At 69.2% G+C, this 14,896-nt stretch carries 13 protein-coding genes and 1 riboswitch; of the genes, 1 reads left to right on the top strand and 12 read right to left on the bottom strand.

Annotation, left to right across the window (positions count from 1 at the left end):
• Positions 1-64: 64 nt before the first annotated feature.
• A riboswitch (S-adenosyl-L-homocysteine riboswitch) is annotated at positions 65-141 on the bottom strand.
• A 76-nt stretch (positions 142-217) separates the two neighbouring features.
• The 3 genes from FHW12_RS13680 to FHW12_RS13670 form a co-directional block, all read right to left on the bottom strand.
• Positions 218-436, bottom strand: a complete 219-nt coding sequence (locus tag FHW12_RS13680; RefSeq protein ID WP_182531586.1) for a hypothetical protein — start codon at positions 434-436, stop codon at positions 218-220.
• A 342-nt stretch (positions 437-778) separates the two neighbouring features.
• Complete coding sequence (locus FHW12_RS13675; RefSeq protein WP_182531585.1) at positions 779-3,715, bottom strand: hypothetical protein; 2,937 nt, start codon at positions 3,713-3,715, stop codon at positions 779-781.
• Between the two features lie 79 nt (positions 3,716-3,794).
• Entirely contained in the window at positions 3,795-4,832 is a 1,038-nt protein-coding gene (locus FHW12_RS13670) for a hypothetical protein (protein WP_182531584.1), read from the bottom strand.
• 168 nt (positions 4,833-5,000) lie between these two features.
• Here FHW12_RS13670 and FHW12_RS13665 point away from each other — a divergent pair, with 168 nt between their 5' ends.
• Positions 5,001-6,353, top strand: a complete 1,353-nt coding sequence (locus tag FHW12_RS13665) for a TolB family protein (protein ID WP_182531583.1) — start codon at positions 5,001-5,003, stop codon at positions 6,351-6,353.
• Positions 6,354-6,395: 42 nt separating this feature from the next.
• On the opposite strand, the gene FHW12_RS13660 is transcribed toward FHW12_RS13665, so the two are convergent.
• The 9 genes from FHW12_RS13660 to pdhA all read right to left on the bottom strand — a co-directional run bounded on the left by FHW12_RS13660 (position 6,396) and on the right by pdhA (position 14,778).
• Complete coding sequence (locus FHW12_RS13660; RefSeq protein WP_182531582.1) at positions 6,396-7,814, bottom strand: hypothetical protein; 1,419 nt, start codon at positions 7,812-7,814, stop codon at positions 6,396-6,398.
• Positions 7,815-8,033: 219 nt separating this feature from the next.
• On the bottom strand, positions 8,034-9,233 hold the full coding sequence (gene metK / locus FHW12_RS13655) for a methionine adenosyltransferase (RefSeq protein ID WP_182531581.1): 1,200 nt from the start codon (positions 9,231-9,233) through the stop codon (positions 8,034-8,036).
• Positions 9,234-9,341: 108 nt separating this feature from the next.
• Positions 9,342-9,722, bottom strand: a complete 381-nt coding sequence (locus FHW12_RS13650; protein WP_182531580.1) for a VOC family protein — start codon at positions 9,720-9,722, stop codon at positions 9,342-9,344.
• A 39-nt stretch (positions 9,723-9,761) separates the two neighbouring features.
• Complete coding sequence (locus tag FHW12_RS13645) at positions 9,762-10,229, bottom strand: cytidine deaminase (RefSeq protein WP_182531579.1); 468 nt, start codon at positions 10,227-10,229, stop codon at positions 9,762-9,764.
• A 4-nt stretch (positions 10,230-10,233) separates the two neighbouring features.
• Positions 10,234-11,646, bottom strand: coding sequence for a dihydrolipoamide acetyltransferase family protein (locus FHW12_RS13640; RefSeq protein WP_182531578.1), 1,413 nt, complete (start codon positions 11,644-11,646; stop codon positions 10,234-10,236).
• Positions 11,647-11,681: 35 nt separating this feature from the next.
• Entirely contained in the window at positions 11,682-12,038 is a 357-nt protein-coding gene (locus tag FHW12_RS13635; protein ID WP_182531577.1) for a DUF1304 domain-containing protein, read from the bottom strand.
• Positions 12,039-12,057: 19 nt separating this feature from the next.
• Positions 12,058-13,038 (bottom strand): alpha-ketoacid dehydrogenase subunit beta, encoded by a 981-nt coding sequence (locus FHW12_RS13630; protein ID WP_182531576.1) that lies wholly within the window; start codon positions 13,036-13,038, stop codon positions 12,058-12,060.
• Positions 13,026-13,706, bottom strand: coding sequence for a hypothetical protein (locus FHW12_RS13625; RefSeq protein ID WP_182531575.1), 681 nt, complete (start codon positions 13,704-13,706; stop codon positions 13,026-13,028). Before FHW12_RS13625 ends, FHW12_RS13630 begins: the two co-directional genes overlap by 13 nt.
• Entirely contained in the window at positions 13,699-14,778 is a 1,080-nt protein-coding gene (gene pdhA, locus FHW12_RS13620) for a pyruvate dehydrogenase (acetyl-transferring) E1 component subunit alpha (protein ID WP_182531574.1), read from the bottom strand. The genes FHW12_RS13625 and pdhA overlap by 8 nt, the downstream gene beginning before the upstream one ends.
• Positions 14,779-14,896: the final 118 nt, after the last annotated feature.

The raw sequence follows: 14,896 nt of genomic DNA, 5'->3' as shown, positions 1-14,896 counted from the left end.
CAATCTCCGGGTTTTTTCGCGGGGTCGCGCATGACGCGCTGCCCGCGAAGGATTCGCATGCGGCGAACCCGGGGCGCCCTTGCAATGGGATGCATGCCCGCCGAGCGTCGCGGGAAACCCGCTGCAGCGCCCCTCGGCGGAAGGCAGGGGCGGGATTATATCGCTTGTTCCGGATAAAGAGATACTTGGCCCGGCCGGGCCGCAGGCGCGCCTGCGCCTACTCGATGTCGTGGCCGTAGAAGAAGATCACGTCGGGGTCGGCCACCTGGCCGATGCGCGCGAGCCCGCTGCGGCTGCCCGCGCCGACCTTCGCGTACTCGCCGCCGAGGTAGAGCCGCTTGCGCACGCCGTCCTCGTGCAGTGCGAGCACGCGCGCGTCGGGGTTAGGCAGCCAGCCGGTGTCGCGAGCGCCGGCACCGCTCGTCGACACGCGCATGAGGTTCGCGTAGGCCTGCGGCGCGCTGCCGAAGAAGTTGCCGCGCGTCGGCGAGTTGCGCGTGCGCGAGCGGCACGGCGCACGTCGCGAGCAGCGCCGACAACGCGGCGTGCGGGAGGATTCGGAACATCGCGAGGTCCTGTGCGGGGGAGTCGATTCCCGAACACGGACGGGCGTGGCGATTGCGATCGCAGGCGCGGCATGGACTGCGCCGAAGCGCGGGTCGAGCGCGACGAAGCGTGCGCGCGACGGACTTGCGTCGCGCCAGGAAGAATCGCCGCCCGAAAAGAAACGGGCCGCGCGAGGCGGCCCGTTTCTTCGAAGCAGGTCAGGCGATGCCGGTTACTGGCACGCTTCGACCTTCACGTTGTCGATCGCGAGGCCATTCGGCGCTCCGGCGGCGGTGTTCGAGTCGGACACCATGCGGAAGCGCAGGTTGACCGACTGACCGGCGAAGCTGTCGAGGTCGACGATCGCGTGCGACGGTGCGGCCGTGCCGGCCGGACCCGGATAGCACCAGCCCTGACGGCCCGCGAGCGGAGCACCGGCCGAGGCGACGCCATTGTACGGGTCGGTGAACATGCGGCTCGCATCGAGATAGTCGAACGTCGTGCCGTTCGTGCTCGCCTCGAGCGAGGAGCTGTCCCAGCAGCCGCCCGGCGGATCCTGTTCCGACTTGTGGTACGCGTCGTACGACAGGATGATCGCCTGCGCACCGGCCGGCAGCACGATCGACGGCGACGTCAACGTGCGGTCGCTGCTCACGGTGTTGTCCGGCACCTTCCAGACCGGCGTGGTGAAGCCGGTGCCGGCCGGAGCCGCGCCCTGCGTCCAGCCCGTGCCGCCGGTGCCGGCCGCGGTCCAGCCGCCGGCGCCCGCGTCGAAGTTCTCCTGGTACACCGTCGTGGACGTCGTGCCGCCCGGGCAGGTGCCCGGCGTGCCGGTGGTGAACGAGAACGTCGCCGACGGCGCGCTCGGGCCGCAGTAGTTGCTCGGCGTGACGCGCCAGTAGTACGTCGTGGTGCTGTTGAGCGTCGTGTCGACGGTCCAAGTCGTACCCGTCACGGTCGCGCTGGCGACGATGTTCGAGAACGCCGAGTCGGTCGCGACTTCGACGAGGTACTCGAGTGCGTCGCTCGGCACCACGACCGGCGGCGGCGCGACGCCGTCGAGGCCGTCGGCGAAGATGCGGTCGGTCGAATCGATCGTGCCCCAGCTGAGCAGCGGACGCACCTTCACGCCGCTGGCGGTGTCGGTCGGCAGGATCAGCGTGACCGGCGTCGGCGCATTCGCCGAGACACCGAGTTCGAGCGCGATGCTGCGCGTCAGCGAGCCGCTCGTGGCATCGACGCCGAACACGTATTCGCCGGACGGCAGGGTCGAACCGCCGACGAGGGTCAGCGTGCTCGAGCCCGGCGCGGTCACCGGATTGGCCGAGAACTGCGCGGTCGCGCCCGCGGGCAGGCCGTTGCCGGCGAGCGTGACGGCGCTGTTGAAGCCATTGAGCACGCCGACGCGCAGGCCGTAGGTCGGATCGCCCGTGGTCGTCGCCTCGCACATCTCGACGCGCTTGGGCGTCTCGGCGACGAGCGCGTAGTTCGGGTCGCCGCAGTTGTCGAACTTGAACGAGCACACGCGCGTGTGCCAGCTCGCGCCTGCGGTGAGCGGGTAGTACTCGGTCGTGAAATAGAACGTGCACTGGTCGACCGGGTCGACGGTCATCGCCGAGTAGTCGCCCCAGCGGTTGCTCGTGCTCGTCTGCGAACCGTTGGCGATCGTGTCGGTGCAGTTCGTCTCGTCACGCAGCGTGCCGGCCGGATCGTCGAGCGTGCGACCGCTGATCTCGATCTGCGGATGGATCGCCGAACTCGACTTCGAGAAACCGACGCCGATGTTGCCGCTGCCATCGATGGAGATGCCGCCCATCCAGCGCGTGTTGCTGTCCGGCGCGTACACGCCCTCGTCGACGATGTGGCGATCGAGCGGCGTCGGCGTCGGCGGATTGGCGCCGTGGTCGTCGAGGTCGAAATGCACCCAGTTGATGCCGCCCTGCTGCACGTTGCCCTGCACGACGTGATTGACGACGAGCGAGATGCGCGTCGGCGCGTCGGCGGGGAAGGCGCGCGCGTTGGCGCGATACATGATGTGCGTGCCGAACGGATCGAGGCCGGCACCGCTGCCCTGCTGCGGCACTTCGTCGAAGAACGGCACGAACGGCGCGCCCTGGACGCGCGTCGGCGTCGACGAGATGGTCGAGCTGGCCGGGGTCGTCCAGTTGAGGCAGAGGTCCCAGAACAGGTACTCGCTCGAGACCGAGTCGAAGTGCACGAAGCTCGGGCACGCGTTGGTCGGCGCGTTGAGCGACCCGGTGAGGTTGACCGGCTCGACGCCGTACGCGTCGAAGCCCGGGAAGCGCACCATCGCCGCGGTCGGGTCGCCGGCGAGCATCTTGTCGCGCTCGAGCGCGATCAGCGACGCGCCCTGGAACGCGTTCGACGCGTTGAACTCGTGCGTCGTCAGTACGTACGCGTCCTGGCCCGCGCCGTCGGTCCAGATGCCCATGTGCGGGTAGTCGCCGAAGTTCGGCCAGTTGAACTCGTAGCGGGCGTACGTGCCGAACGGATCGGATGTGGTCGACACCGCGACGCACTGCGCGAACGGCGAGCTCGTCACGAACTGGCTCATGACCCAGCGCTGCGCGCGCGGATCCCAGATCGCGAGCGGATCGCCCGAGTTGGTCGTTTCGCATTTGCCGCCGAAGCCGGTGAAGAACGAGTTGCCCGGGCGCGGGGTCAGCGTATTCGGATCCGGCACGCCGGTGACCTTGTCGAAGGCCTGCCACGACGAGTTGACCCACTGGATGAAGTGCGTGTCGCTGACGTCGCCGTTGGTGTCGGGCGGAAGGCAACCGCAGCCCGAGGTGGTCGAGCTGATCGCCTCGAACGTGAGGTCGATCGTCGGCGCGGGCACGCCGCTGCCGCGCGTCTGCATGCGCGAATAGTCGGGCACGAACGAACTCGTGCGCGCGGTCGGCTTGAGCAGGACGTTCGGGACTTCGAACGGCTCCTGCTCGGTGCCCATCGGCGAGGCCGGCGGCATCGTGCGCAGGATGTCGCGCAACGGTGCGGAAATGTCCGCGCGCGCAGCGTGCATGACGGTCGGAAGGATTTCCGGTGCGCTGGCGGTCGGCTTGGTCACCGTCACCGGTGCGGCCGACGCGCCGAAGGCGGCGCAGACGGCCGCGCCCAGCGCGGCAGGCAGGAAACGCGATAGAACCATGGGTGCAACTCCCCGAAAGACTTGGCGGCGCTTGCTTCTCCGCTGCGGCAGGCGGCCGACACCTGCCCCGGAATGACGATCAGTCGGCTCCGCCTTTCCGCGCCTTCAACTTCGCATCCATCACGTCGAGGCGGCGCAGATGATCGTTCAGAAATTTGCGTGTCTGCTCCGGCAGGCCCGGCTCGGCCAGCGCGTCGCGGATTGCATCGCGTTCGGCCGGGGCGGACAACTTGCGCAGCATCAGACAGGCTCGCTCCACCACGGGCGGACTCGGGCTTCGCACCCAACGCGAGAGCGCATCGGCGGCGACCGGAACGGCGTGTTGATCGAGCTCCTCGAGGGCCAGCAGGATGAGTTCCGCGGACTCCGAGGATTCCCGAGAATATCCGCCTGAAGGCGTAGTTGTCACTACGTCCATCGCGACCGATCGCCACCAGTCGCCGAGTTCGCCGGGGCGTGACGCGGCTGACTGCAGCAGCGAGGCGCGAACATGCGGCGGCGTATGTTGGTCGCGCGCGACTTTCTCGACGCGCGCGCGCGCGCGTTCGTCCTCGAAGCGCTCGCTGATTTCGGGTTCGAGCGCGATCTCGCCCGCCGCGAGGTATTGCAGCGACGCGTCCTGGCTCTCGAGGCCTCGCAGGAGCAGGTCGAAGAAGCGCCTCGACTCGCGGCCGTGTTCGCTGCGCCCGGCCTTGAGGATCGAGCGTGCGAGCGGCGTGTCGTCGAACAGGGCAGGGTCGAGGCCGATGCTGGACAGCAGCGTGGCGCCGCGCGGATCGGCGACCGTGCGCAGCGGGTCGCGGGCGTCGGCGCGCGCGAGCGAGTAGCCGAAGATGTAGCGCTGGCCGGACTTGACGCGCGCGAGCGCGGCGGCGGATGCGCGCACGTCGACCTGTTCGGGCGGGCGACCCTTGCCGAGCACGTCCTTGCGCTCGAAGACGAGGCGGCCGCCGCGTTCGTCGACTTCGATCACCTTGCCGGCGACGAGCAGGTTGCCGGGTGCGTAGAGGAGTTCGACCGGAGGCTCGACGCGCCCGGCGTGCACGATCGGCAGGGCAGCGGCGAGGGCGAGCAGGAGGGTGGCGCACAGTGCGCGCGGACGATGGCTGGGCGGCATGATGGATCGTGCTCGGTACGGGGAAGTAGGGCTGCGCGCCGAAATCAGGCGGACCCGAGAGGCTACCGGACTCTCCCCGGTGCGTGAAGGCGCGTCCGCGCGCCGGTTCGGGGATCGGCCGCGGAACCGCGTACTGGATTGCGTACCACCAATCCGGGAGTTCCGAACATGAATGCCTCATCGCCGCTGCGCATGTCCGCCTGCGCGCTCATCGCGTGGGGGATGGCCATGGTGGCCTGTCCCGCACGCGCCGACTTCATCTATGCCCGCCTCGTGCCGGGAGCCGGCGTCGAGGCCAACGGCGCGTCCACGAGCGTCGACGTCTCCTCGGACGGTCGGACCGTGGTGTTCGCCAGTGACGCGAACAACTGGGTCGGTGATACCTACAACGGCACGCGTGCGGTCGCCGTCGACCTCGACACGGGCGTGGTCGAAGCGGTGTCCGCGCTCGGCGGCAGCGTGTTCCGCGGCATTTCGCCGGTCGTGTCCGGCGACGGGCGCTACGTCGCCTTCCTCACCATCAATCCTTCGTACGGGCCGAACTGGCAGGTGCTGCGCAAGGATCGCCAGACCGGCGCGCTGGAGTTGGCCAGCGCCACGGCCACCGGCCAGCCCGCCAGCAGCGGCACCGAGGACAACACGGTCTCGATCTCGGCCGATGGTCGCTACGTCGCGTTCCAGGCCGTTGCAGCCATGACCGGCATCGCGGGCCGTCCGGACGGCAGTTCCGCTCCCGCCGGCAGCTCCGGGGAAATCTACGTCAAGGACATGGCGACCGGGCAGGTGAAGATGGCGTCGGTGCTGGCCAACGGCAGCGCGTCGGGCAGCAACTGCTCGCTGCAGCCGCACGCGCTGTCGGCGAGCGGACGTTACCTCGCGATGCTCTGCAGCGACGCGATGGTGGCCGGTGCGACGAGCGGGCAAGCCTACGTGCGCGACCTGCAGTCGAACACGACCGAACTGATCAGCCGTAGCGCTGCAGCCGCGAGCGGATCGAGCGCGTTCGCGTATCGCCCGGCGATCTCGCCGGGCGGTCGTTTCGTCAGCTTCCAGAACCGCAGCTACGGTGGGCTCGGTTACGCCGATGGCGCGAGCGAGACGAGCAACAGCGGCGTCTACCTGCGCGACCGCCAGACCGGCGTCACGACGGCGATCCCGCGGCCTCCCGTCCTTCCCGCCGGTTCCTACGACAGCTGTGCCGTGTCGGCTGTTTCCGACGTCGGCAGCGTAGTGTTCCATTGCAACTACGCGTGGGTCGGGCCGGGTTCGTATCCGCAGGTGTTCCTGTTCGTGCCGGGCGCGGGTTCGCCGGAGATGATCAGCGGGACGACGGGCGGCCAGCCCGGCAACAGCGCGGCCGGCTACTCGATCGGCGTGAACGCCTCGGGTCTGTCGATGGCGTGGGAGTCGAGCGCGAGCAACATCGATCCCGACGACGGCAACGGCGTGTCGGATATTTTCGTGCTCGTCGACGAGTCGGTGCTGTCGGACGTGATCTTCGCGTACGGCTTCGAGAACTGACGTCCGCGGCGGCCGGGCACGTCGGTGCCCGGCCGCCGCGGTTCATTCGAAGCCGTCGGCGAACAACAGGTCGTTGCTCATCGCGAACGTCGTCTGGATGCGCCCGTTGATGCCGGTGAACGACGTGCCGGCCGCGATGATGCGACCGGGCAGCACGAGTGCGCTACCGGCCAGCGTGCCGTGGTCGCCGTTGGTCGCCACCATGGCCAGGTGCTGCACGGCTCCGCCGTCGCCGAAGGCGGGGTCGAGGCTGAAGTCGCGGCGCAGTCGCATCACGGTCGTCGCGTAGAAATCGCCCGCGTATCCGGTGGCGAGGATCACGTACTTGCCGTCGCCCTGGCGCACGATCGCGTCGGCCATGTCCGAATTCGAACTGGGCTGCGGCGGATTGGCGCCGGCGAAGTCGAGCGCGTACGAGCGCACGCCGTGCGCGCCGATGCTGGTGTCGAGCTGGCCGTCGGCGCGCCAGCGCAACAGGAAGATGTCGTTGCTCGAGATCGGGTCGTTGGAAAGCAGCGAGCCGACCTGGATCACCGAGCCGTCGCGTTCGAGCAGCGAGCGGCTGACCCACGGCGACCGCGCGAGGCCGAGCGGCGCCTTCAGGTTCACCTTGGAGATGCCCGGCGACACGTTGCCGAACGACGGATCGAACGCACCCTGGGCGAGCAGGCGCACGACGAACTGCTTCTTGTCGGAAACGGCCTGGTCGCTCTCGCTGATCTGCCCGGTGGCGACGATGCGGCCGTCGTCCATGCGGTGCAGCCCGCCGAGGCCGCTGACCGGCGACACCTGCCATTCGAAGCCGATGTCGAGCTTGCCGCCCGTGCCGAACTCCGCCACGGGCTCGCCGGCGGCGGTGTAGCGCGCCAGCGCGAGATGATCGCCGCCGACGGCGTCGGCGACACCGGCGACGACGAAGCCGTCGTCCTCGGTGACGACGATCTTCTGCGCATGATCCTCGTTGCTTGCGCCGAGGTCGAACGCGATGCTCACGACGCCGGTGCCGCCGAAGCTGAAGTCGAGGTCGCCGTTGTCGAGGAAGCGGTAGACCTTGAAGTCGGTGCAATTCTGCGTCGCGACGAGGATGCGACCCTGGCTGTCGAGGGCGGCGTCGCCGATGTGGAAGTCGTCGCACGGGCCGACGACACTGCGCAGGCCGAGATCGCCGAAATCGGTGTCCGGATAGCCGTTCGCGCCGATCCGGTACAGGCTGATGCGGTAGACGCTGGAGGGGCCGCGCATGCGGCCGACCAGCCACATCTTGCCGTCCGGTCGCGGCAGCAGCGCATCGGCGGTGTCCAGCGTGAACGTCGGGCTGCCGTTCGGGTTGGCGTAGAAGCCGAAGCCGGGGAACTCGGCGTCGGTGCCGTAGTTGGGTTCGAGGTCGCCGTCGGCGGCGACCGCGGGGGTCGCCGCGACGAGGGCGGACAGGGTCGCGAGGAGGAGAACGAGGACGCGCATGCAGGTCGCTCCGCAGGGGGATGACTGCACGTACGTGAAACCGGTCACGCAGGGATCATCGCGGCGTCCGACTCCTTCGCCCGTCGGGATTCTCGGCATCGGCGGCGCCGCGACCGTGTGGCAGCACGGCGTATCGGCGCTCAAAAAAACCACGGGCCGCTCGCGCGGCCCGTCGCTCGTGCCCGTCCATGCCTTTCCCCGCGGGGAAAGGCCGGCGGCTCACTTGATGCCCGCAGCCTTGCGCAGCTCGGCCGCCTTGTCGGTCTTTTCCCACGAGAACGCGGTGAACTTGGTGCCGTTCGCGTGCTTGACCTCGTACGGCGTGCGGCCGAAGTGGCCGTAGCTCGCGGTCGCCTGGTACATCGGATGCACGAGGTCGAGCATCTTGATGATCCCGTACGGACGCAGGTCGAAGTGGTTGCGGATGAGCTTCTCGATCTTCTCGTCCGGAATCCTGCCGGTGCCGAACGTCGTCACCGAGATCGAGGTCGGGTGGGCGACGCCGATCGCGTACGAAACCTGCACCTCGCAGCGGTCGGCGATACCGGCCGCGACGATGTTCTTGGCGACGTAGCGCGCCGCGTACGCGGCCGAGCGGTCGACCTTCGACGGATCCTTGCCCGAGAACGCGCCGCCACCATGGCGCGCCCAGCCGCCGTAGGTGTCGACGATGATCTTGCGGCCGGTCAGACCGCAGTCGCCCACCGGACCGCCGATGACGAACTTGCCGGTCGGATTGATGTGGAACTTGGTGCCCTTGTGGATCCACTTCTTCGGCAGCACCGGGTCGATGATGTGCGTGCGCACCGCTTCGACGAGGTCCTTCTGCTTGACCGACGGGTCGTGCTGCGTCGACAGCACGACGGCGTCGATCGCGACGGCCTTGCCGTTCTCGTAGCGCAGCGTGACCTGCGACTTCGCGTCCGGGCGCAGCCACGGCAGCGGCGAATTCTTCTTCTTGCGCACCTTCGCCTGCTGTTCGACGAGGCGGTGCGAGAGATGGATCGCGGCCGGCATGAAGCTGTCGGTCTCGTTGGTCGCGTAGCCGAACATCAGGCCCTGGTCGCCCGCGCCCTGGTCTTCCGGGTTCTTGCGGTCGACGCCCTGGTTGATGTCGGGCGACTGCTTGCCGATGAGGTTCAGCACGCCGCAGGTGGCGCCGTCGAAGCCGACGTCGCTCGAGTCGTAGCCGATGTCGAGGATGACCTTGCGCGTGAGCGCTTCGAGGTCGATCCACGCGCTGGTCGTGATCTCGCCGGCGACGATCGCGACGCCGGTCTTGACCATCGTCTCGCAGGCGACGCGCGCGCGCTGATCCTGCGCGAGGATCGCGTCGAGGACGGCGTCGGAGATCTGGTCGGCGACCTTGTCCGGATGGCCTTCGGAGACCGATTCGGAAGTGAACAGGTAGTTGCTCATCGCGGCAAATATCCCTCTATACGGATGCATGGATAAAACAAGGGCGCGCATCATACATGGCGCAGGTTGCGATTGCAGTATGCGCGCTGAATGACCGGTGTCACATCGTTATGCCCATGCGTTGAGGCGGGTCCCGAACGCCTCGCGCTGGCGCTGGACGACGCAGAAACGGTGCCCGGTCGGAGCCTCCATGACCCACCAGCGCTCGCGGAACGCGATCCGGCGGGCGCCGAGGGCCTCAAGCCGGGTCGCCTCGGCCTCGAGGTCGTCGGTTTCGATGTCGAGGTGGACGCGCGAGGGGTGGTCGACCTTCTGCAGCAGGATCAGCGGCTCGTCCGCGGCGGTCGCGAGCTCGGCGTACTTGCCGTCGCCGTCCTGGTCGGCGCTGGCGATCGGCTTGCCGAGCGCGCGGCTCCAGAACTCGGCCGCGGCCGCGAGATCGTCGACTTCGCAGTCGATCACGATATTGCTGAGGCGGCTGTGGTGCATGGGAGGACTCCAGGGCTCGTGGCCGAGCAGGGGCGGGCGTCAACGCCAGGGATTGCGCGCGGCGCGCGCCTGCGCGTCGAGCGCGAATGCTTCCGGCAGCAGCTCGTCGGTGCCGCATTCGCGCACGGCGTCGCTGCGACGCGTCAGCAGGAACACGCGCAGGCGCCGTTCGACGTCGCATTCGTGCAGCCATTGGCGGCAGGCGCCGCACGGCGCGACCGGTTCGTCCGTGTCGGCGATCACCGCGATCGCGAGCGGATGGCCGCGTCCCTGCGCGACCGCTGCGAACACGGCATTGCGTTCGGCGCAGATGGTGAGGCCATAGACGTCCGATTCGACGTTGCAGCCGGGCACGAAACGATCACCGCGACCGTCGTCGAACAGCAGCGCCGCGCCGACGCGGAACTGCGAGTGCGGTGCGTGTGCGCGGGACATCGCCGCTTCCGCGGCCGCGACCAGGCCCGGATAGGCCTGCTCGACCGCCACGCGCGTCGTGTTCGCGTTCATGCGGTCAATGCGCGAGCGCGAGGTCGTCGAGCATCGCCTTGAGGAACCGCGCCGCCTCGCCGCCGGTCGCGGCGCGGTGGTCGAAGGTGAGCGACAGCGGGATCACGCGATGCGATTCGAAGCCGCCCATGACCGGCGTCATCTGGTGGCGGCCCTTGCCGGCGGCGACGATCGCGACGCACGGCGGCACCACCACCGGCGTCGCGTAGCGGCCGGCGAACACGCCGAAGTTCGACAGCGAAATCGTGTAGCCGGACAGTTCCGACGGCGGAATGCTGCGATCTTCCACCTGCGCGCGCAGGCGGTTCACCGCCGCTCGCACGCCGGCCGCATCGAGCATGTCGGCGTTGCGCAGCGCCGGCACGAACAGGCCGTCGTCGGTGTCGACCGCGATGCCGATGTCGACGTGCGGATGCAGGGTGCGCGCGAGGTTGTCGCCGTCGAACCATGCGTTGAGCGCGGGCACCGCCTTCGCCGCGCGCACGATCGCGCGCACGAGGCGCCCGGTGATGTCGTTGCCGGGCAGCCAGGCGTGGATGTCGGCGTCGTCGCTGAGCGTGGTCGGCACGACCGCGGCGTGTGCGGCCGCCATCACGCGCGCCATGTTGCGGCGCACGCCCTTGAGCTGTTCGGGCTGGCCGGTCGCGGCGACCGTCGGCGGCGTCGTGCGCATCGGCTTGCCGGCGGCGGACAGCGTCGTGCGTTGCGCTGCCGCGGTTGCGACGGGAGCGGGCGACGCGCCTGACGCGGCGCGCGTGGGTGCGGCTGCGGCAGCCGGCGCGGCGCCGATCCTCGCAGTGCCCGCCGCGGCCGCGGACTTCACGTCCTGCAGCGTGACCACGCCGCCGGCGCCGCTCGGCGACACGCGCGCGAGGTCGACGCCGAGCTTCTTCGCGAGCGCGCGCACCGCGGGCACGGCCTTCACGCCGCCGACGCTCGTCGCCTGTTCGGCGTGCACGCGATCACTCGACTGCATCGCGCCGACCACGGTGCCTTCGTCGGCGCGCGGCGCCTTGCCGCCGCTCGCGATCTCGCCGCCCTCGTCGGACGCGACCACGCCCTGGTGGTCCGGCGCCTCGGCGCCGGCGCCCTTCGCGGGCGCGGCTGCGGCCGCCTTCGGCGGCCCGTGATGGTGTCCGGTCGACTCGGCTTCCGCGCGTTGCGGCATCTTCGGGTCGAGTTCGAATTCGGCGAGCGCGGCGCCGGTCGCGATCACGTCGCCGCTGTCGCCGTGCACCTTGACGAGCTTGCCCGAGAACGGCGAGGGCACCTCGACCACCGCCTTCGCGGTTTCCATCGACACCATCGGTTCGTCGAGCCGCACCGTGCCGCCGACCTTCACGAGCCATTCGACGATCGTCGCGTCCGGCAGGCCTTCGCCGAGGTCGGGGAGGTAGAAGGTTTTGATGTCGGCCATGGGGAATCCGTCCTTGCGCGACGCGCGCGGCGCCATCAGTGGAAATGCAGCAGCACGAGCGCGGCGATCGCCGGCAACGCCTGCACGTAGAGGATCTTGCGGCTGACCGTCCACGCGCCGTACAGGCCCGCGACGATCACGCAGGAAAGGAAGAACTGCTTGACGTGGAAGCCCTCCGCGCCTTCGGCGAGGCCCCAGACGAGGCCGGCGGCGAGGAAGCCGTTGTAGAGCCCCTGGTTCGCCGCGAGCGTCTTCGACGCCTGGGCGAACTCGGCCGTCGTCGCGAACACGCGCCGGCCGGTCGGCGTGGTCCAGAGGAACATCTCGAGCACGAGGAAGTACAAGTGCAGCACGGCGACGAGGCCGACGAGGACGTTCGCGATCGTGGTCATCGGAGAGCTCCGGTTCGTTTCAGCTCGCGGCGAGCGTGCGCTTCACCGCAGCGACGATGCGCTCGACGCTCGGCAGGTACTTCATCTCGAGGCGGTACAGCGGGATGTGCGTGTCGTAACCGGTCACGCGTTCGACCGGCGCGACGAGGTCGTACATCGCGTGCTCGGCGAGGCGCGCGGCGATCTCGGCGCCGAAGCCCGCGGTGCGCGGGGCCTCGTGCACGATCACGCAACGGCCGGTCTTCCTCACCGATTCGTGGATCGTGTCGAAGTCGAGCGGCTTGAGCGTGGCGACGTCGATGACTTCGGCGCTGATGCCTTCGCCAGCGAGCGCGTCGGCGGCTTCGAGCGTCTCCTTCACCTGTGCGCCCCAGGTCACGAGGGTGACGTCGCTGCCGTCGCGCAGGACGAAGCAGACGTCGAGCGGCAGTGCCTCGCCGTCGTCGGTGACCTCTTCCTTGTACTGGCGGTAGATGCGCTTGGGTTCGAGGAAGATCACCGGGTCCGGATCGCGGATAGCAGCGAGCAGCAGGCCGTAGGCGCGGCCCGGCGACGACGGCAGCACCACGCGCAGGCCGGGGATATTGGTGAACAGGTGTTCGTTCGCTTCCGAATGGTGCTCGGGCGCGCGGATGCCGCCACCCCACGGCGCGCGGAACACCGCCGGGCAGCTCATGCGTCCGCGCGTGCGCGTGCGCAGGCGCGCCGCGTGGCAGGCGATGTGCTCCATCATCGGGTAGATGAAGCCCTCGAACTGCGCTTCGGCGACCGGTTTCATGCCCTGCGCGGCGAGGCCGACGGTGAGGCCGGCGATGGTCAGTTCGTCGAGCGGCGTGTCGATCACGCGCTCGGCGCCGAACTTCTCCTGCAGGCCGACCGTCGCGCGGAACACGCCGCCGTTGACGCCGACGTCCTCGCCGAGCACGACCACGCTCGGGTCGTTCTTCATCTCGTGGGCGAGCGCCTGGGTGACGGCTTCGATGAGGGTTATCTGTGGCATGTATAGCCTTCCGTTACCGGGGTGTCCTGCCAGTTTTCGCGCAGGCTGAAACTGAAATCGTCGAAGCACCAGGCGGAGGTCGCCTGCGCGCTGCCGAGGTCGAACTGGATCCAGCGATACGCGACGTCCGGATGCGCCACGATGGCGCGTTCGATGGCCGCGTCGATGCGGTCGCATGCGGCGCAGTCGTGCAGGCGGTATTGCACGAGCAGGACGCCGTGCGGCGGTGCGCGGAACACGAAGTCACCACCGAGCAGCTCCTGCTGGTCGCAGGTGCTGAACCAGGGGATCGAATAGTAGCTGCCGTCCGAGACCTCGCCCCAGAACGCATGCTGGGCGGCCTGCTCGAGGAGCGGCTCGCGGATCGCCTCGTCGACGTGCGCGAGGTCCATCGCGTAGCGACCTGCATCGTCGTACGCGTAGAGCATCGGCAACGACGAAAGGACGCGCGCATGCCGGAACGGTGTTCCTCCAGTGGCCGCGATCCGCAATGGCGCAGGCGCGCTGACGCCCGGTCCGTGGGTTGCCGCCGGCGAGGCGGTGGCGTTCGGGTTGACGAGTTCGCCGGGGATGCCGCTGCATTGGGCGGAACGGACGTCGGAGCGGCCCGCGCAACCGCCCAACGCGAGCGCCAGAGCGATCGCCGCGGCGCACCCGCCTTCACGCATGGCGCGTGTCCTCGCGCAGGACCGCCTCGCGCTGCGCGGCGAGATCGGACGGCAGCTCGGCCCAGGTGTAGTCGAACATCGCCGCGGTCGGCTGCGACTTGGTCTCCAGGTACGCGTTGACCTCGATGTCGACCTTGGCCGCGCACTCGGCCTTCCAGTCCTCGTCTTCCTTCTCGGTCCACGCGTTGAGCGACATGAGGTAAGCCTTCATGCGCTTGAGCGGCTCGCGCTGCCACGCCGCCTTCACTTCGTCGTCGGGGCGGTAGCGGCGCGCGTCGTCCGCGGTCGTGTGGTCGGACAGACGATAGGTGACCGCCTCGATCACCATGCCGCCGTGGCCGTGCCGCGCGCGCTTGATCGCGTGGTCCATCGCCGCGCGCATCGCGACGAGGTCGTTGCCGTCGACCTGCAGGCATTCGAGGCCGGCGGCAATGCCCTTCTGCGCGAGCGTCTTCGCGCCGGTCTGCATCGTGCGCGGCACCGAGATCGCCCACTGGTTGTTGACGATGACCGCGACGAGCGGCAGCTGCATCGCGCCGGCGACGTTGATCGCGCCGTAGAAGTCGCCCTTCGACGAGCCGCCGTCGCCGACCACGGTGACCGCGACGCGTGGTTCCTTGCGCACCTTGAACGCGAGCGCCGAACCGGCCGCGTGCAGGCACTGCGTGGCGATCGGGACGCACCAGGCGAAGTCGTGCGCGGGACCGGAGAAATTGCTGCCGCGTTCGTCGCCGCCCCAGTACAGCAGCACCTCGCGCGGCTTCACGCCGCGATGGAACTGCGCGCCGTACTCGCGGTACATCGGCGCGAACACGTCGTCTTCCTGCATCGCGCTGCCGATCGCCACGTGCGCGGCCTCGTGGCCGAGGCAGGACGCGTAGGTGCCGAGCTTGCCGGTACGCTGCAGCGCGACCGCCTTGCCGTCGAACACGCGCACGAACAGCATCTGCTTGTACAGGTCGACCAGCTGGCGAATGTCGCGCGCGATCGCGGGCAGGTCGTCGCGGACGAGCTTGCCGTCGGCGTCGAGGTATTGCAGGAATTCGATCTCGAAGGTGGCGGCGATGGACAAGACAGCCTCCGTTGCGGTGTCGCACGGCGCACGTGCGCTCGGAATACGGTGCCGGATGGGCCGGCGCGCGGCCGCGGCGATGGGAGCGGAACAGTAAGCAACAGGCCGGCGCGACCGC

Source organism: Dokdonella fugitiva, from assembly GCF_014138265.1.
In the GTDB taxonomy this organism is placed as follows: Bacteria; Pseudomonadota; Gammaproteobacteria; order Xanthomonadales; family Rhodanobacteraceae; genus Dokdonella_A; species Dokdonella_A fugitiva_A.
The sequence above is the reverse complement of the archived record's forward strand: the minus strand, read 5'-3'. Positions and strand labels throughout refer to the sequence as shown.